Source organism: Dokdonella sp. (genome assembly GCF_035511235.1).
Taxonomy (GTDB): Bacteria; Pseudomonadota; Gammaproteobacteria; order Xanthomonadales; family Rhodanobacteraceae; genus Dokdonella.
The window spans coordinates 183,208-203,276 of sequence record NZ_DATKFQ010000005.1 but is presented as its reverse complement, the minus strand read 5'-3'; the positions used below and the strand labels follow the sequence as shown (position 1 = coordinate 203,276).

The following is a 20,069-nucleotide window of genomic DNA, read 5'->3' as shown; positions in this document are numbered from 1 at the left end:
GGACCCGTTCCGCGCCGGCGGCCTGAAGGCCCGCCGGCCGCGGACCGGCCGTGACAAAGACCCGCCCGCGCATGCCGCGCGCGGCGGCGTATTGCCCGCATACCGCATCAGACACACCGCGTCAGTAGAAGGAGCGCAGCGATGACCATCAAGATCGACAAGAAGATCAAGGGCTATGCCGTGGTCAAGCCCGACGAGGCACCCGCCGCCGCTCCCGCTGCCGCACCGGTCGCCGCCGAGGCCGAGCCCGCCGGCGCCGAAGTCATCCAGATGCACGAGAAGGTCGAGCGCCCCGACACGCTGATCGGCGCCACCTACAAGATCAAGTCGCCGCTGTTCGAGCACGCCCTGTACGTGACGATCAACGACATCGTGCTCAACCAGGGCACGCCGCACGAGCTGCGCCGTCCGTTCGAGATCTTCATCAACTCCAAGAACATGGACCACTTCCAGTGGATCGTCGCGCTGACGCGCATCATGTCGGCCGTGTTCCGCAAGGGCGGCGACGTGACGTTCCTGGTGGAGGAATTGAAGGCCGTGTTCGACCCGCGCGGCGGCTACTTCAAGACCGGCGGCATCTACATGCCGAGCATCGTCGCCGAGCTCGGCGCCGTCATCGAGCAGCACATGAAGATGATCGGCCTGCTGCACGATCCCGAACTCGACGCCGGCCAGCGTGCGCTGATCGCCGAAAAGCGCGCCGAGTACGAAGCCCGCTCAAAAAAAAAGCCTGACGTAGAAGCCGCGGCCGCTGCGCCCGCTTCCGGCTCCAAGTCCAAGAGCGAATCCCCCTCTGCCGCCACGGGCGGCGAAGCCGAGTCCGGCGCGTTTCCGCCCGGTGCTACCCTTTGCCACAAGTGCAATGTGAACGCGACCATCGTGATGGATGGGTGTGCGACGTGTTTGAATTGTGGGTATTCAAAGTGTGGGTGAGATATGGGAAGGCAGTTCGAGCTTCGCAATCAACATACTGTATTCATTCTGGGGGCGGGCTTCTCGCGATTGCGTGGATTGCCACTTATAAGCGATTTTGCTCTCCGGATGAGAGATGCCGCCATATGGTGCGAAAGAAATGGTCGTGAGATTGAGGCTCGTTCCATATTTGAAGTTCTAAGGTTTCGTTTGGAGGCTGCCTCTGCGGCTTACAGAATATCGTTAGATCTGGAGAATATAGAAGAGTTATTCAGTCTGGCGTCGGCGGGAAGTCCCGATATAACAAGTGACGTTCGTATCGCTATAGCTGCGACATTGAATTATTGTGAGTCTGCTGAGGCGCATCCTCAGGTTCGATTTGACTACAAATCAAATCGCGAGCTGCAAGTACTTTGTCCTCAAGGCGGAGATTCGGTTGATACGGATATATATCCTGTTCTCCTCCGAAAGCTTCTGGGGTCAAGAGGAGAGGAGCAGGCTTCTTTTGTGAGTTTTAACTATGACCTTGTTTTAGAGGGCGCATTTAAAGCTCTGGGTCTACAATGGAACTATTTTATAAATGATGAAGGAAAAGTTGGCGGCTATCCTTTGCTGAAGCTTCACGGAAGTATGAATTGGGGGGCGGGCGATGGCCTGGTTGAGCAATATGAGTCATATGAAGATCTTAGGAATAGTGGGCAAGAGTTGAGTATCGTTCCTCCTACTTGGAATAAGGTTCTTTCTCCGACACTTGTTAATGTCTGGAGGAAGGCGAATCAGATTATTTCAACCGCCACAAACATCGTGGTGATTGGATTTTCAATGCCCTCGACAGATTTGCATTTTAAGTATCTGCTTGCTTCGGGGACGAGAAATAATGTTTCTTTAAGGAAGATTGTATTTGTGGATCCTAGTGATGCCCTTTCTGCTCGGGCTGGCTTAATATTTAATACTCGCGAAATCGCTAACAATAAAGTTTTGTTCTTAAAGAAAAGAATTGAAGATGCCTTCTTCTTGGGGCCGCATGAGGGTTCTCAGAAATATACTCTCCGGAGAGACGTCGACATCCTTTATTGATTTTGACGTGGCGATTAGGGCGGTAATATGAAAATTAGTGAGGCATCGGAGGTCGGGTTATCATCTCTTGCGTTCGGCCTGGCTAAATTCCTGGCTCAGGAATCGTCTGATGGACGAGAGGCTCACGCACCCGCGGAGGTCATATTTAGTTCTTTCGAGGATTTAACGCGTGACGAGATAAAGGGCGCTCTCTATGAACTTAAAATTTTGCATTTGGTGGATATTGTAGAGCTCACTGGAAAAAAATTTCCGAGTATTCGAGTAAAAGAGAGACTATTTTTCTTCTTCGATTATCTCATTTATGGAAATGATCCTGAGGAAGATGCAATCGCCTTGGCTCGTCTTTGTCTCGAAAAGAGTGGAACAGTGCCGGTGGCGGCCTTGCATAAAGATATTCAATGGGATTTGCGTAGATTTAATCCGGCTCTCTCTGCCCTGATTGCCCGCCTTCCGGTAAAGAGGGTGAGTAGAGAGCATAGTCAAGATTATTCGGCAAGATATTTTCTTATTCTCGATGAGGATCGGGCAATGTTAAGGCGCCTCGTGGCCGTGGGAGGTGGCTCATAACATCGGACATGTTTAAGATTGCGGCAGAACGAGGTCAGAAGTAACGGGGTCAGGTTCTCAGGTTTCCCCACGTTTTCATACCGTCAGCGCCATCTGATCGGTGACTTCTGGCGGGAAAGTAACGGGGTCAGGTTCTTAGGTTTCCCCACGTTTTCATACCGTCAGCGCCATCTGATCGGTGACTTCTGGTGGCAGTGACCGTATGCGGTCCAGCCATCTGGATACGGGCTCAAGGGGCCATCGTCGGACGAGCGCTTCGCGTCCGACGCGTATGGTCGAATAGAGCTTGGATTCAATAATGGGGTCAGATTGACCTCCAGTAGCATCCTGCACCCAGGTGACAGAACTCTCGTGTGGCCGCGTTGGTTGCGAAGAGAAAAGAGCTGGGTCTACCGGCCCTATTGTCTTCATCGAATCCAGCGCTTCTTCGCTCCAAGTTGAACTGCCGCGGCATCGCCTCGATGCCGACGAGCTCGCCGTTGATAAAGAAGAAGGTCGTGCTCCGGTTCGGGCTCGGCCTTGGCGCCTGCGCGCGAGCAGGTGACGTTCTGCAGCATGATCTTCGTACACGGCTGGCCTTTGCCCACGATCTGTGGTGCACGCGAAGTGTGGGTGTAGACGAAGTACTCATGTGATAACTTCCCGACGGGGCTCCAGGGGAGCCGACAGCAAGGGAAGCTCACCATGAAAATGCGTCTCAGCACGATGCTGTGGATAGCTGCTGCCTGTATCGCGGCGCCCGCTTTCGCCGGAAGCCAGCCAGTTCCGCTCTTCAGCGACATCAAGTGGAACTCAGCACCACTCTCGCCCCCCATACCGGATGCACTGGAGATCTATTACTCCACTATAGACATCCCGGCCCTGGCCGCGATGCCCGAGCAAGTCAGAGTTCAGATCCCTCGGCCTCATGGTGGCGCGGTTGATGTTGTCGTCAACCTGGAGGCTATCGATCGGCGTGATGGATTCGTGCAACGCGATGGTTGGGGTTGTCATCAGGGCGATCCCATCGGATGTGAGCTGATACCTATCCCGAATCTGCCTGCGGACCAGTTCTCTTACAGGTGGTCTGGTCGAGGAGACGGGTACGAACTACGAATCAACGTCCATCGCGGCCATGTCGTCGGCATCGTTGCTGGCGCGGCCGGACGCTTCGCTCTTTCTCGGGAAGTCGTCAAGGAGCTGCGGATGGAGTACTTCCGACTCGATGATCCCGTTGGAACATCGGCAGCGGCTGAGTCCAGCACGAGAGTCGGCGATGTGGCGGACAGGTCAGCCCCTGTCATGAGTGCGACCGAGGCGAACGCAGCCACGCTGATGAGGATTTCTCCTCGGCCGCTCTCTCCTATGGGGCCCTCATCTACGCCGCGAATGATCGACATGGTGGTGTTGTTCACCGAGCAGGGGCGTATAGCCGCGGGTGGAAATCCAGTCGCCTGCAGCGATACGGGGGGCATCATCGGCTTAATTCAGAATGGCATCGGCGATATCAATGATGCCTTCAGGAACAGCGCTATCGATGCGCGAGTAGGCGTGGTGACCGTCTCAAAGCTCGCTGGCTGGGAGCCGGTTCCCTATGCTGGAAGTTGGGATTATCGCGAAGCCATCCAGAGCCGAGACCAGATACAAGGGAGTCCGTCCATTAAGGCCTACCGAAATGCGGTGGGCGCTGATGTCGTTGCAATCATTCCTGCTTCGCAGGCTACTTTCGGCCCCTGTGGTGTCGCGTACGTTCAGCGAACGGAGTGCGCCAGTCAAGGGATATCGACCTCACCCTGTACAGGGTCTAATTTCTCCGAGTATGCCTATTACATAAGTACCGCGGAATGTTCATCGAGCGCGGATGTGTTCACTCATGAGCTTGGTCATGTTCTCGGTGCGGAACACAATCGAGGTGCCGGTGCGGCAGCAGATCACGAGGCATCCTTCCCGTACGCGTTCGGCTACAACGATCCGCCTTGGTTCCAGACTGTTATGGCTCAGAATTTCAACCCCGGCTCGCCGCGGCGGCTTCTTCAGTTCTCAAATCCAAGTGTCTTCGAGGGTGGTCGGCCTACAGGAGCCTCCACGATGAATAATGCGCTTGCGATCAGTAACCTCGCTCCTGGAATTGAAGGACTCCGTGTTCGCCCAGGAGTGATTTTCTCTAGCGGCTTCGATAGCTTCAGCGCGTGTCCGTCAGTCACTTACGTTGCGGGTGCCCCGTGAGTTGGATGCGCCATGCGACTGCGGAAATCCTCGCGGCCTGTCTTGTTCTATTGCCCGCGACGGCTTTGTCGGGAGAAACGGGGTCTTCTCAGATCGATGTGTCGATTTCGGTTTCCGTAACGCCCTCATCTTTCCAGCCGGGAGAGCGCGGGACGGTTACGCTGACCTTAGAAAATGCCGGTCCCGATGCCGCAGGTGTAGCTCAGGCTGGTGATCCCCTTGCCAATTTCGTGATTGGCCCCGGATTCAGGCTACCTACCACATGGGATTGGGGGCCGTTTGACATCCTGTGGAGCACGGTCAGCGGTTGTGTTGCTACCTATGACGTCATCGGTCCCGGCCCGCCGCCGGACTTTTTCTTTGCGTTGGTCTTCCAGTTCTACTTTGAAGTGATTCCTCCGGGAGAGTCACGAGTCTGTACGTTCGACATCCAGTTTTTGCCCGAGCCGTTCGAGACTTTCGAGACGCGGTGGACCTATGTGGTCCGCGGGACGCAACAGGACACCAATCCAGCGAACAACGAGATCTTCTACACGATCGTGGCTGGTTCGCCTTCCGTTCCACCAGAGCCGGTTCCCGTGCTTTCGCTGTGGACATTAATGGGCCTGGTGCTCGGCATGTTCGCGCTGGCATGTGCGTATCGGCGGCGGCACGCGACTGAACGCTGATCGAGCCTGCGGCGTTCGCGATCTGCAAGGTTCCCTTGCGGCGTGCTTGGCCTGGAGTTCACGCCACGCGCCGCGGCATTTCCCGGGCATCGTCGCTGCAACTGCCAGCAAATAACGGGGGTCATAACCGGTTCAGGTTAACTTCCCAGGGCGACTCGCCCCTTTCTTGGTCGAAATCGGGGTTTCCAGTAACGGGGTCAGATTGACTTACCGTCTCTCTCTGCCTTCGCGCTTCCTTGGAAGCCTCGGGGACCGTAGACACTTCCGGCTTATGTTGGCGATCCGATAACGGCAAAGCGCGGCTTCACATCCTTGGCCAAAACGAGGTCAGGCTCGCTTTCTGCTCGCCCGTAACTGCCTCCTCACTCAACCCGGATGAGCTTTGGCGTGCCGCGTGGTTTCGATAACGAGCGCCGCTCGACTTGTATGGTGTGTCTGGTCCACCGGTGGCATGGATATTGTCGCCGCCGCTTTTTCGCCTGGCCCCCGTCACACGCCGTTTCCCGTGGCCGTTGACGTCGCGCTCGCGCGCAATCGCAGTTTTCCGCATCGCCTCGCTTGAGGTGACAGGCCGATCGCGCTGAACGCGTCAAGGACCTGCTCGTCTCGATCTTCCGGCAGAACGATCCCTCGATGTCGAAGGGCGAGAGTCTCAGCGCCGCTGACATCCTGAGCCGTGGCCGCAGTGAGCTCGACGCGACGACCACGAGGCCCGGACCGATCGCGTGTTGCAGCATCAGCAGCCATTCGGCAAGGCGGCCGAACGGCGCGGTGCTCGGGGTGAGCCTCGGCAACGTCGTCGTCTGGACGCTGCTGCTCGGCGCGTTTCCGTGGCGCCGACGCGCCGATCTGCACAAGCGGTTGAGTGCCCGGACACCGTTCGCTGTCCGCGGCGACCTCGGCGCGCAGCGTCCCCATCGTGGCTGTTCCAGCCGGGGATCGCGCAACGGCGTCGATGTCGAAACGTCCTCCGGCAACGCGCGGCCGCTTCGTCACGCGGCGAGGACACTCATGGCGTCGCTTCCCGAAAGCGATCCGTCACCGCAGGACGCGCGCATCCCCGCTCACAGATCGTTCTCCATTCCCTGCAAGGCCGGCGCGAGGATCGCCACCAGCGGCGGCTGCGCCATCAGTCGCTGTCGCGCGTCGGCGATGGCAGGCATGACTTCGCGCTGGACCGCGAGCATGGCCTCGTCGATCCGCTTCTCGGTGGCGGCATCGGGCCGGCGCACGGCGCGCGCGCGCCTGGCACAGTCGCGCATCTTCGCGCGCACCGCCTCGATCCGCGGCACGGCGGCCTTCGCGCTGGCTTCGTCGGTGACGCTGGTCAGGATCTCCGACATCTCCCGCAGGTTGGCGGTCATGTCCGCGAACACGCTCTCGGCGCTGTCGCCGCCTCTGCCGTAACCGCCGGCAAGGGGAACGGTCAGCGCCAGCACCAGCATCAGCATCAGCATCATTGTTTTCATGGCAGGCACCTCGAAGGGAGGGAGCGGAAAGCGTCCGGCGCGAACGGCACAGGTCGCGGAACCCGGATCGTTCCGCGATGGCGCACCCTTCCGTCAGTCGAAGCCGTCGGCGAACAATGCGTCCGATTGCAGGCGCAGCACGCCGACGTGGTAGCGCGACGTGCCGTTGTTGTAGAGCGTGCCGGCGACGACCGGCCGTTCGCCCGACAGCACCATCGCGCTCGGCGTGTCGTAGGTGTCGCCGTCCGCATTCATCGGGTAGCGCGCGACGCCGTTGCCGTCGAAGGCCGGATCGAGCGCACCGTCGAACGTGAGGCGTGCGAGGTAGAAATCGGCGACGCCGGAGCCGTTCGGATCGACCCATCCCGCCGCGACGAGGCGGCGGTCGCCACGCATCGCCAGTGTCGTGATGCGCGCGCCCTCCTCGCGCGACAGATCGCGAAATCCCGCATCGGCGAAGCTCGTCGCGATCGAGCCGTCGCCGGCGAGCGCGAGGATGCCGGTGCTGCGCGGCGACGTGCGGTTGATCGCCACGAAGATGCGGCGCTGGAGGAACACTCCCGCGACCGGGCGCACGGCCGTCACGACCGCGTCCGCACTCCAGTCGCCGGCCATCCCGGTATCGGCGCGGACGACGCCGGCATCGCCGAAGCCGGCGTCCGCCACGCCGTCCGTGCCGAGTCGCGCGATCATCGGCCGATCCGGCGCGCCGCTGCCGAGCGCGCGGCCGGCCAGTACGATGTGGCCGATATCGTCGATGGCGACCGCCGTCGCGATGAGCGGCTCGTCGCCGTGCAGACGGGTCCATCCTGCGTCGCCGAACGCGGCGTCGACGTCGCCGTTCGGCAGGATGCGCGTGACGAGCGCATCGGCGCCCGTGTCGGTGACGATCGCACCCGCCAATACGATGCGGCCGTCGCGCTGCAGGGCGGCTGCGGAGACCCGCACGTCGGCGCCGGCCCAGCGGTCGATGTCGATGCGCCGCACACCGCCATCGCCGAACGCCGTATCCGGCGAGCCGTCGGCGCGCACGGCCAGCAGCAGCGGCTGCACGCCCATCGTGCCGGGGACCCGCAGCGCCGCGACGACCCGCGTGCGGCCATCGGGCAGGGCGAACACGCCGGCGGCGCTCTCGCCGATCTGCGAGGCCGGGTCGAGGTCGAACAGCGCGACGCCGCCGTCGCCGAAGGCGGCATCGGGCGTGCCGTCGGCGCGGAAGCGCACGAGGCTGACGGCATCTCGCTGCGGCGACGGATAGCTGACCCAGCCGGCGACGACGACGCTGCCGTCCGTGCCGGCCGCGACGGCGTTCGTTTCGGCCTGCAGGTAGGAAAGCGGCCAGGAATGGATGGCCCTGCCGTTGCCGCCGAAGCTCGAGTCCGGATCGCCGTCGCCGGCGAGTGCCGGCGCGGACAACAGGACGGTGCACAGCAGCGTGCAGCGAAGCGTATGGACGGCTGACATTGCGTATCTCCGAAGCATCTGCCGTCATCCACGGCAGGACGCGGCGTCGGGGGCCAGCGCTTCGGTGCGCGGCGTCGGGTCCCGACGACGATGAACTCCGCAGGAGGCGCAGGTCGATGTCGCGTGTACGCGGAAGTCAGCTCGGTCCCGCGCGTCCGTGGCGAGGCGCAGGTTCCGTCGGGCGATGCGTTTCCCGGGCGCGCGGGCCGACGCCGGCGTGCTCGCGCAGGCCCCGCTGCGGGTGCGGAACGCCCGCAGCGGGGGCCGCGAACGACCCTCAGGCGGTGCCGACCCGGCGCACTGCAGGCACGGCCGGGGCTGCGCCGAAGCGGTTCGTGCCCGGCGTTCCGGCGATGAAGCCGTTGAATACCAGCGCGACCACGCCGCCGATCACGGGTACCAGGCCGATCAGGATCCACCACGCCGACTTGTCGACGTCGTGCCAGCGCTTGGCCTGGATCGCGAGGGCCGGCCACAGGAACAACAGACAGACGATCGCCATCGCGATGCTCATGCCGCCGTCAGCGGCCGCCGGATCCTGCGCGTTCAGCACGCTCATGACACTGGCGCCTCCGACGAGTGCGAGCAACAGCAGCGAGGCAACCACCATGCCCCAGTACGGGCCGCGTCCGACGCGCCCCTTGAACGAGAACAAAAGAGTCTTCCAGTCCATGTCGATTCCCCTCATGCAGGTGTCAAGGCGCAGCGACGATGCCGCGCCGCAGATACCACGGCCGCGGGCAGCCTCCGGGGCCACCGGGAAAACACCGATGCGGTTCGATCCGAACGGACGCCCTCGCCGGGCGTCGCGCGGGTGGGCCGTTGAAGCCGTAGGCGAACCGCCGTGTCGGCCGGGTCGGTCTCGACGTCGAGGCCGACGCGGCCGGCTGTTGCGGATCTCGCACGAAAGCCATCTGCCGCATTCGCCGTAACGGGGTCAGGTTGACTTACTGTCTCACTCAGCTTTCGCGCTTGCTTGGAAGCCTCGGGGACCGTAGACACTTCCGGCTTATGTTGGCGCTCCGATAACGGCAAACCGCGGCTTCACATCCTTGAGGCACTCGATCACTTCGGCTTCCTTCGAGCCCTCGTTCTCGAGGATGCACGTGCGAACCTTCTGTGCGGCTGGATCGAGGCGGCCGGCCAGTTCCGGGTTCTCGTGGAAGTCACTGTTGACGAATTTGCTCAACGAGGCACGCAGCATCGCCTTCAAGCGGTCCGAACTGATCTCGCTGTAGGACTGGCCGACTATGATCGTGAGCGTGTCCGCCTGCTGTACCTGCGTCCCGAAGACCTCCTGCGCCGGGCGCTGCTTCCCTCCCGCGCCCACGAACGATGAGGTGACGCGTGCCAGTTCCTCGACGGCGTTGTCCGCGTATGTAGGCAGGATCGCCGTGGCACCGACGACACCGACGACGATGGATGCCGCCACGCCGGCGAGAAAGCCAACGATGAGGGCGCCATAGTGGCTACGAGAGATCATGTGTTCTCCTTATCGGACGTAGCTGCTCGGCGAAAATCATTGGTCGTTCCGGTCCAGCCGGATGTATGTCAGGCCGGAATCCACTCGACATAGCATTCCCACAATACCCGCTTCGGGGAAGAGCGCGTTCAGGTAGACCTTCAAGGGCGTCCGTCCCCCTTTAATCGGCATCACCTCGCCGTGGCTCGGATGCTTACGCCAAGCACCTCGCGCTTCTCCTTCTGGTCAGACGCCACTGCGAAGGTGCGCGTCGAACGACACGAGCACTTAACGCAGCAGTGAGCGACGGTGGAAGGCGCGATGCTTGGTGCCGCCAAAGGGGGGAAGCCACGCCGAACTGGCTTGTATGGTGCGCCGCATCGGATGGACCTGCAGGGTAGCGGCCCGATTGCGAAGTCTCAGGGGCCGCTCCCAGCCCTCAAGCTGAGCGAGTCATCGGCGCCAACTCGGCGCGTATGCGGCAATGGAAGGCGGCATCCAATGGGTGCACTATAGAGCCCGCCAAGGGGGCGAGATTCAGGGAAGTGTCGGCAGAGGCCACACTCAGCCTCCTTTGTTCAAGGGGATTGGATGATGGCTCATGATGTGGCGGAAGCGTCGACCTCTGAACCGGAGGTTTCCGCACTGCGTGGTGCGGGTAGTCTGATAGAGCGGATCAACCGCGCGCGACTCGAGCTGCTGGATCTGTCGACCCGCAATCGTCTTTTGAGCACGCCCCGAGGTGGTCGGGCTCGCACGGTCGAGGTCGTCAACGAGCTCGCCGCGGCGATGTATCGGATCCTTGTGGTCGAAGGAAAGCGCTTCACGTTCGAGCCTGGACGGCATGGTCCGACGGACCCCCAGGCGGATCTCGAGATGCCCCTGGGAGAAGAGGGCGACGATGTTCCGGCAGAGCCAGTCGAAGATGAAGCGCTGATCGAACAGCCCGACCTCGAGCTCGATGAGGACGGCCGCGTCGTCCGCCACTGGGACCAGCAGCTCTCGACACGTCTGACTTCTGCAGGCCTGCAGAAGCGATTGCTTGATCTCCACATCGACGTCCGAACACTGCAGGAAGAGCAGGGCGTCAATGTCCTCTATCTAGCAGTCGGTTACCTGAAGTGGCAGGCGACCCTGACGCCGAAGGTGGATCGCTACGCGCCCTTGATCCTGATCCCGGTCACGCTGGATCGCAGCAATGCCGGTGAAAAGTTCCACCTGAAATGGTCAGGCGACGATATCGAGGCGAATCTGTCGTTGCAGCTTTTTCTGCATCGCGAGCACCACCTCAAGCTGCCCGATATCGCCGATTTCGAGAGCCTGGATGTCGATGCCTATCTCGCATCCATCGGCACGATGGTGGAAGGCAAGCGTGGCTGGGAGGTTCTGCCGAACGATGCCGTGCTTGGGCTGTTCTCGTTCGCCAAGTTCATGATGTATCGGGATCTCGATCCCTCGCTCTGGGGTGAAATGGGCGGGATGGAGAGTATCCCGACCTTGCGAGGCGTGGTCTCGGACGGGTTCCCGGGGGCGTCGCTCTCGGACGAGAACGCGAACATCGACGTGCTCATTCCGCCCGAGCAGATGATCCATGTCGTCGATTGCGACAGCTCGCAATCCCTCGTGGTCCACGATGTGCGTAAGGGCAACAGCCTCGTGGTGCAAGGACCGCCCGGGACTGGCAAGTCCCAGACCATCGCCAACATCATTTCGGCGGCGGTTGCCGATGGCAAGAAGGTCCTCTTCGTCGCCGAGAAGATGGCGGCGCTGGAGGTCGTCAAGCGGCGTCTTGACCATGTGGACATCGGTGTCGCTTGCCTCGAGCTGCACAGCAGCAAGGCCAACAAGAGAGCCGTTCTGGAAGAGCTCAAACGGACTTGGCAGTTGGGCGCGCCGAGTGGTGGCGACGGCACGTCCATAAACGAGCAGCTCAGGGAGCGACGGGACGCGCTGAACCAGCATGCGAGCCGGCTTCATCAGAATTTACGCCCGGCTGACCTGACGCCCTATCAGGTCTTGGGGCATCTCGTGCGTCTTCGTCGGCTTGGGTTCAGTACGCAACGCGTGCCTTTGGAAGGCGCGATAGCGTGGGCGCCATACGACAAGAGCGCACGAGACGAACTCATCCATGATCTGGTCGTTCGCATCGATACGATGGGCATTCCGGATCGGCACAGTTGGGCTGGCGTCGGCATCGACGGCTTGCTTCCCAATGACCGGGACCGCCTGGTCGGCGAGGTGTCCACCCTGAGGGGTGAACTCGAAGCGTGGCTCAGTGCAGTGCGCGCGCATCAGGAAGCATTGCGGCTGTCCATGCCGACGGTGTTCTCCGATGTGCGGGCGGCGGAACAGAGAGCTCAGATCCTGCTGGATGCACCGGCGATCGGTCGGGAGGCGCTTCTCGCAATCCAGTGGCAGCAGCCGTCAGAGATGCAACACCTCGCGACGGTCCTCGCGACTGCGCAACGAAAATTGGCAAAGGCGGCAGTCAGTGCCGATCCGCGTGCGCTGCACGTCGACTGGCATGCCGCAGCTGACGCCTTTCGAAGTCTGCCGCCCGAGTTCGTATTGGGGCGAGAGGTTCAATCGCTGGTCGCGGCGTCGGTGGCGCTCAAACAATCATGGCAGGATCTCGCGCGCCTGACGCATCTGATGTCCGAGACGTCGCCTCTGACGTTGGACTCGGCACTCAAGCTGGTCCTCATCGCGGAGCGGGCCACCACCATACCGGAGATCGACCGGGATGCCTTGGTGGCGCACGTGTGGGACCGAGGAGTAGATGCAATCCAGGAGATCGTGGCGACCGTCGAGCGGTTCCAGAAGGCTCGAGCGAGCCTCAGCCACACGTTCCGCGAGACAGCATGGGCCAAGGACCTCGAGGAGGCCCGGCTTCATCTGGCGACTCGAGGAGGGAGTTGGCTGCGAGTGCTCAGCGCGGATTGGCGGCGCTCGAATCGCGAGGTGCGTGCCCAGCTCGTCTCACCGAAGCTGCCGGCTGATCAAATGCTGGCGGCACTGGATTCTTTGCTGGACGCGCAACTGGACAAGAAACAGATCGATGCGCAAAGCACTCAGGCATTGGACGCTTTCGGGAGCAGTTGGCAGGGCGAGCGTTCCGACGCGTTGTTCTTGCGGCGCGTGGTCGCCTGGATGCGCACGCTGAGACCACTGGGCAGCGGTGTCCGGGAACGTCTGGCCAACATCAATGACCGTGTGCTGGCGGCAGCGGTCGCAAAGCGACTGAAGCCGGTGCTGATGGACCTTCAGCAGACGCTCAAGCCAACTTACGAGGCCATGATCGCTCACGGCTCAGACCGGTGGGGCGAGGAGACGATTCTCGGACGCATGTCACTGCAGCTGCTCGGAGAGCGGCTCGCGCCGTGGCAGAGCGCGTTTGACTTCAGTCGCTTGCTGACAGGGGGGGCCAACCTCCCGGTCGGCGACGCACTCGAGGCAATCGGGCGTCTGCGAACAGCACAGGAAGCCGTCGCCGCTCTCGACGAGACGCCGGGAGCCGAAGCTTTCGGACTGCTCTGGAAAGGGCTGGATACCGATCCAAGCGCGCTTCAAGCGGCAATTGCCTGGATGGCCAGCCACGCAGATCTTCGGGAACTTGCCGCGCATACCGAGGACCCGGGCGCGTTGCTGGTTCGGAGTCGGCAGCTCATTGCCGCCTCCGAGGACCTCTCTTCAAGAATCCAGGGACTATTCGACTTTCTTCAGTTCCAAGGAGCTTCCGCCATCGGCGGCGTCACGGAAGGCTCGGTTGTCGGAGATGTCGCGACTCATCTTTCGAGGTGGGAGGCCGATCCTGAGGCTCTGCCGCAATGGGTCGCCTACGTTGCCGTCGCAAAGAAGGCGCGGCAAAGGGGACTTTCTGCGTTCGTCGACGCGATGGCTTCGGGCGAGCTCGGTGTGCAAGCGGCGAAAGGTACCTTCGAGCTGGCCTATTACGAAACGGTTTTTGAGGAGATGGTCCGGCGTGAGCCTGCCCTGGCCGCCTTCGACGGTCAGCAGCAATCGCAGCTCATTGAAAGTTTCGTGCGACTGGATCGCGAGCGCCAGATGCTGGCACGGATCGAGGCCATCAGGACGCATCACGGGCGGATTCCGAGGCGCGGCGGCGCCGCCGGACCTACCGCCGTCCTGATGGGCGAGATGGAAAAGAAGCGCGCGCACATGCCGATCCGGCAACTCATGCAGCGCTGCGCGCCGGCGATTCAGGCGCTCAAGCCGGTCTTCATGATGAGTCCGTTGTCGGTCGCCCAGTTCTTGCCGCCGAGTTCCCTAAGCTTCGACATGTTGGTGGTCGACGAGGCCAGCCAGGTCCAGCCGGTCGATGCGCTGGGGGCAATCGCGCGCGCGAAGCAACTCGTGGTCGTCGGAGACGAGCGCCAGCTGCCGCCCACGCGATTCTTCGCCAAGATGCTCGGCGACGCAGCTGAGAGCGATGAGGATGGCGCTCAGGCGGCCGACGTGGAGAGCATTCTGGGTTTGTGTCGCGCCAGAGGCTTGCCCGAACGCATGTTGAGGTGGCATTACCGCAGTCGCCACCAATCCTTGATAGCGGTTTCCAACAGCCAGTTTTACGAGAACAAGTTGTTCATCGTTCCAAGCCCGTATACGAGCGAAGCGGGCGTTGGGCTTCGTTTCAATCATCTGCCGGCTGCCGTCTATGACCGCGGCAACACGCGGACCAATCCGCTGGAGGCCAAGGCAGTCGCTCGGGCGGTGATTGCACACGCACGCGCTACACCGCATATGTCGCTGGGCGTGGCGACCTTCTCCACTCAGCAACGACGGGCGATCTGGGACGAGCTCGAGCTGCTCAGGCGCCAGCATCCCGAGACGGAGGGCTTTTTCGGAGAACACTCGACTGAACCCTTCTTCGTCAAAAGCCTGGAGAACATCCAAGGTGACGAACGCGATGTGATCTACATTTCCGTGGGCTACGGAAGGGACAGCCAGAGCAACATCACGATGAATTTCGGTCCGGTGAGCCGGGAAGGGGGAGAGCGTCGGTTGAACGTGCTCATCAGCCGCGCGAAATCTCGATGCGAGGTGTTCTCATCCATCACCGATGAGGACATCGATCTGGAACGCGCAAGAGGAAAGGGCACTGCGGCGTTGAAGCTCTTCCTGAGATATGCCCGCACGGGTCAGTTGAATGCGGGGCCCGATCAGTACGGAGTGCGCACGAGCATCTTCGAAGAAGAAGTTGCAGTTGCCCTTCGAGAGCGGGGATACGACCTGCACACGCACGTTGGCATTGCGGGCTTCTTCGTCGATATCGCGGTCGCAGATATCGCACGTCCGGGCCGCTACGTACTCGGCATCGAGTGCGACGGCGAGAGTTATCGCGACGCCAAGAGTGCGAGAGACCGCGACCGATTGAGGGACAGTGCGCTACGCGACAAAGGATGGAACGTCTATCGGCTCTGGAGCTCGGATTGGTTCCAGAGACCCCAAGCCGAACTGGCGAAGCTGATATCCGCCATCGAGGCCGCGAAGGCCGAGCCGGATCCCTTCGCGAGCGAGGCTGTCGCGCAGGGTCGTGCGGTGCCGATCGAGTTCTCGGCTGTAGATAGGGGCGAGTTCGTCGAAGTGGGGCTGGTTCGGACCGAGTCGGCGAGGCCCGGAGTGTCTTACACGGAAGCCAGCTTTGCCGTGCCCTCGCGCCAGACCGAGCTGCATCTGGTGCCTGCTGAGAAGCTCGCAACGATCGTGCAGCAGGTCGTCGAGACGGAAGGGCCGATCCATCGCGCCGAGATCGTCACGCGGATCCGCACGCTTTGGGGTCTTCAGAGAGCGGGCGCTCGAATTCAAGCGGCCGTCGAGGATGGCATTGATCGGGCGATCCTCCGGGGGTGGGTACAGGCGGTCGACGTCGACTTCGTGTCGGTGTCGAATCGAAGGCCGCAAGTGCGGGATAGGAGCAATGTCGCTTCGGCCACGCTCCGGCGGCCCGACTATTTGCCTCCGTCCGAGATCGATGCGGGACTTCTGGCGATCGTCGAAGAGAATCTGGGCGCTTCCACCGATGAATTGGTGGGATATGTGTCCCGGCAGCTAGGTTACAGAACCACGAGCGCCCAACTTCGTCGCGCCATCGCAGATCGATGCGAGTTGCTGTTAACGCGAGGACAGCTCGTCGAGAGGGATGGAGTCCTCGGGCTGCCGATAGCTACCTAAGCACGTCCTTGGGATGAGACGCATGTGTTCCAACGATGAAGGCAATGGATTTGGTCAGCGGACGACAAGCGAGCTTTGACGATTGGTAGGGTGCTTTTTTACAACTCAAGACAAGGCGGCGTCTGATGGAAAGATTGGAAGAGAGTCTTGTGGAGTTCAGAAGGATGGTGAGAGGAAACAGCGCCTGGGCGGCTCATTGGCGCTCTGCGCATTTCGACTGCTCTCGTGACTACTTGCGCCTTGAGCGCCTGCTCGCCATTCCGTCGATCGTGCTGGCGACATGCATTCTCGGCTTCGCGTTCTACGCGGTCGATCGGCAGGGTGCGCCGCTCTGGACGCAGTACGCGCTCGCTGGGCTCACCGTCATGCAGGGCGTGCTCGCCGCCGTTTTGGCCTACCTGCGTCCGAGTGCGATGGCCGAGCACTACCGCTCATCGGCAGTCAACTTCGCATCCGTCTCGCGACGTTGGGGAGAGATCGAGTTGCGGCTGATGTTGCAAGAGCGCCCTTCCAGCGACGAACTCGCCGACATACTCCGGTCGTCGGATCAGGCGGCTCGGGAGGCCTTGCCGGTGACACGCCGAGTGCTGAAATCGAAAGGAGAGGCTCCTCCCTATGCGTCGTTCGGTCATTGGACCTGACGCGCAGAGAAGAACCAGGCTAAATATCAGCGCGGCATGGAGGAATGCCGCTCGTCAGTGGCGCTCCGATAGCGGAACGGAGTCAGCTTAACTTCCTTCGAATGAGACAGCGCCGATCCTTAGGTTGTGGTCCCGGACGGTCGCCACGGATCGCCGATCCGGCGCAGGTGTCTGCTTTCCAGCTCTCTCGCGGCCTCCGAGCATGACCGAGTCCCGAAGTACCGATACGAGTCGGCGCGGCGCGCAGCACACACGCGGAAGCCGCATCGGCGCCGGCTTTCCGTAAGGACCCGGTAAGAAGGTCTCGCCGACACTGCGCGTCCTTTCCCGCGAGTGCCTCCCATGCTGAAGTCCTGTTTCTCCGCAGCCGTCCTGCTGGCCTCGCCGTTCGCGTCGGCGCAGAGCGGCGGCGTGACCGAAGAGCCGATCGTCGAGCGCGTTGCCGACGAAGCGCCGCACCGCTGGACCGTCGGACTGGCGCTGTCGATCAGCGACAGCGCCTACGCCGGCGAGGACACCCGCCTGCGTCCGTTCCCGCTGATCACCTTCGAGGGCGAGCGCTTCTTCTGGCGCGGCCTCGGCGGCGGCTTCCATCTGTTCGAGCGCGGCGGCTTCACGCTCGACGCCGTGGCGTCCGGACGTTTCGACGGCTTCGACATCGACGACCTCGGCCGCCGCGAGCTGGCCGCCAACGGCGTGGACGCGCGCCTGCTCGAGGACCGCGACGACGGTCTGGACGTCGGCATCGCGGCAACCTGGTCGGGCCGTGCCGGCGAGTTCAAGCTGCGCGCGCTGGCCGATGCGACCGATACCAGCGGCGGCTACGAGATCGCCGCGGACTACGGCTATCCGGTGCATCTGGGCCGCGCGACCGTGGTGCCCGCCGTCGGCCTGCGCTGGATGTCGAAGGATCTGGCGAACTACTACTATGGCACCCTGGACGAGGAAGTCGCGCGCGGCGTGGCGCGCTACCGGCCCGGGTCCGTGCTGGTGCCGCAGGTCGGCGTCGGCTTCCTGCGTCCGCTCGGAGCGAAATGGAGCCTGTTCGGTTCGATCGACTACAAGTTCCTGCCCGACGAGCTGACCGACAGTCCACTGCTGGATCCGGACGCGAGCGGCAGCGCCGGTTTCAGGATCGGCTTCAGCCGTAGTTTCTGACCCGATGCATCGAGTGGGCCTCGTCCTCATGCCGGAAGACATCCGCAAGCTGACGCACCGGATCGCCCTGGTCGAAGACCATGCGCGTCTGTCGGCGCTGGTCAAGCGCGGCCTGGCCGGTGCCGGCATCGCGGTGGACGTGTTCGCGTCGCTCGAATCGGCCTGGGCCGGCGTCGCGCAGCCGGTCTACGCGGTCGCGGTGATCGATCGCGGCCTGCCGGACGGCGACGGTCTGGAACTGGTCCGGCGCATGCGCGCGGCGCGCATGCGCACGCCCTGTCTGATGCTGACGGCGCGCGACGCGCTGCGCGACCGTGTCGACGGTCTCGACGCGGGTGCGGACGACTACCTGTCCAAGCCGTTCGCGCTCGAGGAGCTGGCCGCACGCGTGCGCGCCCTGATGCGCCGTCCGCTGGACCTGCGCGACGCCGCGCTGATCCATCGCGGCCTGCAGGTGCTGCCGGAAGCCGGCTGCATGCGCTGCGGCGAGCGCGAGGCGGCGCTGGCGCCGGCCGAGCTGCAGATCATGATCTGCCTGGTGCGCGCGGCCGGCCAGCCGGTCCGCAGGCGCACGCTCGAATCGGCGGCCTGGGGCGTGGACGAGATCGTCACGCCGAATGCGCTGGACGTCGCCGTGCACCGACTGCGCCGCAAGCTCGCCACGCTGCGCGCGGAGGTGTCGCTGGTCAACATCCGCAACCACGGCTTCGCGCTGCGCGACACCGATGCTGCCGCGTAGCCTGACCAGCCGGCTGATGCTGGCCTCGCTGGCGGCCGTGCTGGCGGCGGCCCTGGGCGCCGTGGCGATCCTGCTGCTGCTGTGGCCCGGCTCGCCCGAAGCGGTGCTGCGTGCCGAGCTGCTCGAGGAGGTCGAGCAGATCGAGGACGGCCTGCGGACCGGGCCGGACGGCGGTCTCCTGGTCGGGCTCGACTACGAGAACCTCAGCATCTACGACGCGATGCCCAAGGACGCGGCGTATCAGGTGCGCGACGCGGCCGGCACGGTGGTCGCGCACAGCATCGACGGGCCGGCGCAGGATCTGCTCGACCGGATGGACGCCGCCGAGGGCGAGGCATCGCTGCCCAACGGCGCCGAGACGCTGCGCCTGCGGCTGATCGAGCGCGGAATCGTGCACGAGGGACGGCGCTACGCGGTGCGCGTCGCGCGCAGCGAGCGGCTGGTCGTGACGCTGCGGCACTACGCCGGCAAGCTCTACCTGCGTGCCGGCCTGGTGACGGTCGCGCTCGCGCTGGTGATGTTCACGCTGGTGGTCTATCTGACGATCTGCCGCATGTTGCGGCCGTTGCGCGAGGCGTCCGAGGTCGCCCGGCGGCTGGAGCCGCGCAAGCTGTCGATGCGATTGTCCACGGCCGGGCTGCCGGCCGAGATCGTGCCGCTGATCGACGCGCTCAATGCGGCGCTGGCGCGCCTGGAAGCCGGCTTTCGCGTGCAGCAGCAGTTTCTCGCGTCGGCCGCGCACGAGCTGAAGACGCCGCTGGCACTGCTGCAGGCCGAGATCGAGCTCGGCGGTGCGGCCGATACGCCGACGCTGCTGCGCGACACCGCCCAGATGGGCCGCATCGTGCATCAGCTGCTGCACCTGGCCGAGGCCAGCGAGGGACACAACTATCGCTTCGAGACGCTCGACCTGCGCGTCGAGATGGAGGAGGCGATCGACTACCTGCAGCGGCTGGCGGAGCCGAACGACGTCGGCCTGCAGCTGGAGGTCGACGCCGATCGGGCCGTCTGCGTGGAGGCCGACCGCGGCGCGCTGTTCGTGCTGGCCAAGAACCTGCTCGAGAACGCGATCCATCATTCCCCGCGCGGCGCCGCGATCCGCGTGCGCGTCGGCGCGGAAGGCTTCAGCGTCGAGGACGCGGGCCGCGGCGTCGCCGCGCCGGACGTGCCGTTCCTGTTCGAGCGCTTCTGGCGCGCGCGGACCGAGGACAGCGGCGGAGCGGGCCTGGGCCTGGCGATCTGCCGGGAGATCTGCCAGGCGCATCGCTGGCGGATCGACTATGCGGGCACGTCGGCCGCAGGCGGCGCGCGTTTCGCGGTGCTTACGCGGCCGGAGCCGGCGGCGTGAGTCACCCGGCTTTCCAGCACGCCCCGGCGCCGGCTTCGATCCGATATCGGGTTCGTCGGCGCTCGCTGTCGGCTGCGCGTGTCGCGTATCGGCGTCCGCCCGACATTTCCGCGACGTCGGCGCCTCACGATCGGCGCTGCCCGGAGGCCGTCGGGCCGGTCTGCCCC

The 20,069-nt window shown here is 63.1% G+C and carries 14 protein-coding genes and 1 pseudogene; 10 read left to right on the top strand and 5 right to left on the bottom strand.

What is annotated here, in order from left to right; genetic code table 11:
* Positions 1 to 141: 141 nt before the first annotated feature.
* The 3 genes from VMR06_RS02835 to VMR06_RS02825 are packed head-to-tail and all read left to right on the top strand — an operon-like array spanning position 142 to position 2,556.
* A complete protein-coding gene (locus VMR06_RS02835; protein WP_325372772.1) occupies positions 142 to 933 on the top strand; it encodes an NrdJb in 792 nt (263 codons plus the stop codon).
* A gap of 3 nt (positions 934 to 936) precedes the next feature.
* On the top strand, positions 937 to 1,989 hold the full coding sequence (locus VMR06_RS02830) for a hypothetical protein (RefSeq protein WP_325372770.1): 1,053 nt from the start codon (positions 937 to 939) through the stop codon (positions 1,987 to 1,989).
* 27 nt (positions 1,990 to 2,016) lie between these two features.
* A complete protein-coding gene (locus VMR06_RS02825) occupies positions 2,017 to 2,556 on the top strand; it encodes a hypothetical protein (protein ID WP_325372768.1) in 540 nt (179 codons plus the stop codon).
* 153 nt (positions 2,557 to 2,709) lie between these two features.
* Here VMR06_RS02825 and VMR06_RS02820 read toward each other — a convergent pair.
* Positions 2,710 to 2,844 (bottom strand): annotated as a pseudogene (locus VMR06_RS02820) (IS4 family transposase); the annotation flags it as partial.
* 396 nt (positions 2,845 to 3,240) lie between these two features.
* On the opposite strand from VMR06_RS02820, the gene VMR06_RS02815 reads away from it, so the two are divergent.
* Together VMR06_RS02815 and VMR06_RS02810 are read left to right on the top strand one after the other, a co-directional pair.
* Positions 3,241 to 4,761 carry a zinc-dependent metalloprotease family protein gene (locus VMR06_RS02815; RefSeq protein ID WP_325372766.1) on the top strand — a complete coding sequence of 507 codons (1,521 nt, stop codon included), beginning with the start codon at positions 3,241 to 3,243 and terminating at the stop codon, positions 4,759 to 4,761.
* Entirely contained in the window at positions 4,758 to 5,429 is a 672-nt protein-coding gene (locus VMR06_RS02810; RefSeq protein WP_325372764.1) for a hypothetical protein, read from the top strand. Before VMR06_RS02815 ends, VMR06_RS02810 begins: the two co-directional genes overlap by 4 nt.
* A 1,064-nt stretch (positions 5,430 to 6,493) precedes the next feature.
* On the opposite strand, the gene VMR06_RS02805 is transcribed toward VMR06_RS02810, so the two are convergent.
* From VMR06_RS02805 to VMR06_RS02790, 4 genes are all read right to left on the bottom strand, one after another.
* On the bottom strand, positions 6,494 to 6,886 hold the full coding sequence (locus VMR06_RS02805; RefSeq protein ID WP_325372762.1) for a hypothetical protein: 393 nt from the start codon (positions 6,884 to 6,886) through the stop codon (positions 6,494 to 6,496).
* 105 nt (positions 6,887 to 6,991) lie between these two features.
* Positions 6,992 to 8,362 carry a hypothetical protein gene (locus tag VMR06_RS02800; RefSeq protein WP_325372760.1) on the bottom strand — a complete coding sequence of 457 codons (1,371 nt, stop codon included), beginning with the start codon at positions 8,360 to 8,362 and terminating at the stop codon, positions 6,992 to 6,994.
* Positions 8,363 to 8,639: 277 nt separating this feature from the next.
* Positions 8,640 to 9,119: a DUF805 domain-containing protein gene (locus VMR06_RS02795; protein WP_325372759.1), complete on the bottom strand. Its 480-nt coding sequence runs from the start codon at positions 9,117 to 9,119 to the stop codon at positions 8,640 to 8,642.
* A 252-nt stretch (positions 9,120 to 9,371) separates the two neighbouring features.
* Positions 9,372 to 9,845 carry a hypothetical protein gene (locus VMR06_RS02790; protein WP_325372757.1) on the bottom strand — a complete coding sequence of 158 codons (474 nt, stop codon included), beginning with the start codon at positions 9,843 to 9,845 and terminating at the stop codon, positions 9,372 to 9,374.
* 573 nt (positions 9,846 to 10,418) lie between these two features.
* Between VMR06_RS02790 and VMR06_RS02785 the strand changes: the two genes are divergently transcribed.
* From VMR06_RS02785 to VMR06_RS02765, 5 genes are all read left to right on the top strand, one after another.
* A complete protein-coding gene (locus VMR06_RS02785; RefSeq protein WP_325372755.1) occupies positions 10,419 to 16,016 on the top strand; it encodes a DUF3320 domain-containing protein in 5,598 nt (1,865 codons plus the stop codon).
* Between the two features lie 125 nt (positions 16,017 to 16,141).
* On the top strand, positions 16,142 to 16,657 hold the full coding sequence (locus VMR06_RS02780) for a hypothetical protein (protein WP_325372753.1): 516 nt from the start codon (positions 16,142 to 16,144) through the stop codon (positions 16,655 to 16,657).
* 342 nt (positions 16,658 to 16,999) lie between these two features.
* The gene (locus VMR06_RS02775; RefSeq protein ID WP_325372751.1) at positions 17,000 to 17,815 is read left to right on the top strand and encodes a MipA/OmpV family protein; all 816 of its coding nucleotides are present in this window, start codon (positions 17,000 to 17,002) and stop codon (positions 17,813 to 17,815) included.
* Positions 17,816 to 17,828: 13 nt separating this feature from the next.
* Positions 17,829 to 18,554: a response regulator transcription factor gene (locus VMR06_RS02770; protein WP_325372749.1), complete on the top strand. Its 726-nt coding sequence runs from the start codon at positions 17,829 to 17,831 to the stop codon at positions 18,552 to 18,554.
* Entirely contained in the window at positions 18,541 to 19,902 is a 1,362-nt protein-coding gene (locus tag VMR06_RS02765; RefSeq protein WP_325372747.1) for a sensor histidine kinase, read from the top strand. The genes VMR06_RS02770 and VMR06_RS02765 overlap by 14 nt, the downstream gene beginning before the upstream one ends.
* Positions 19,903 to 20,069: the final 167 nt, after the last annotated feature.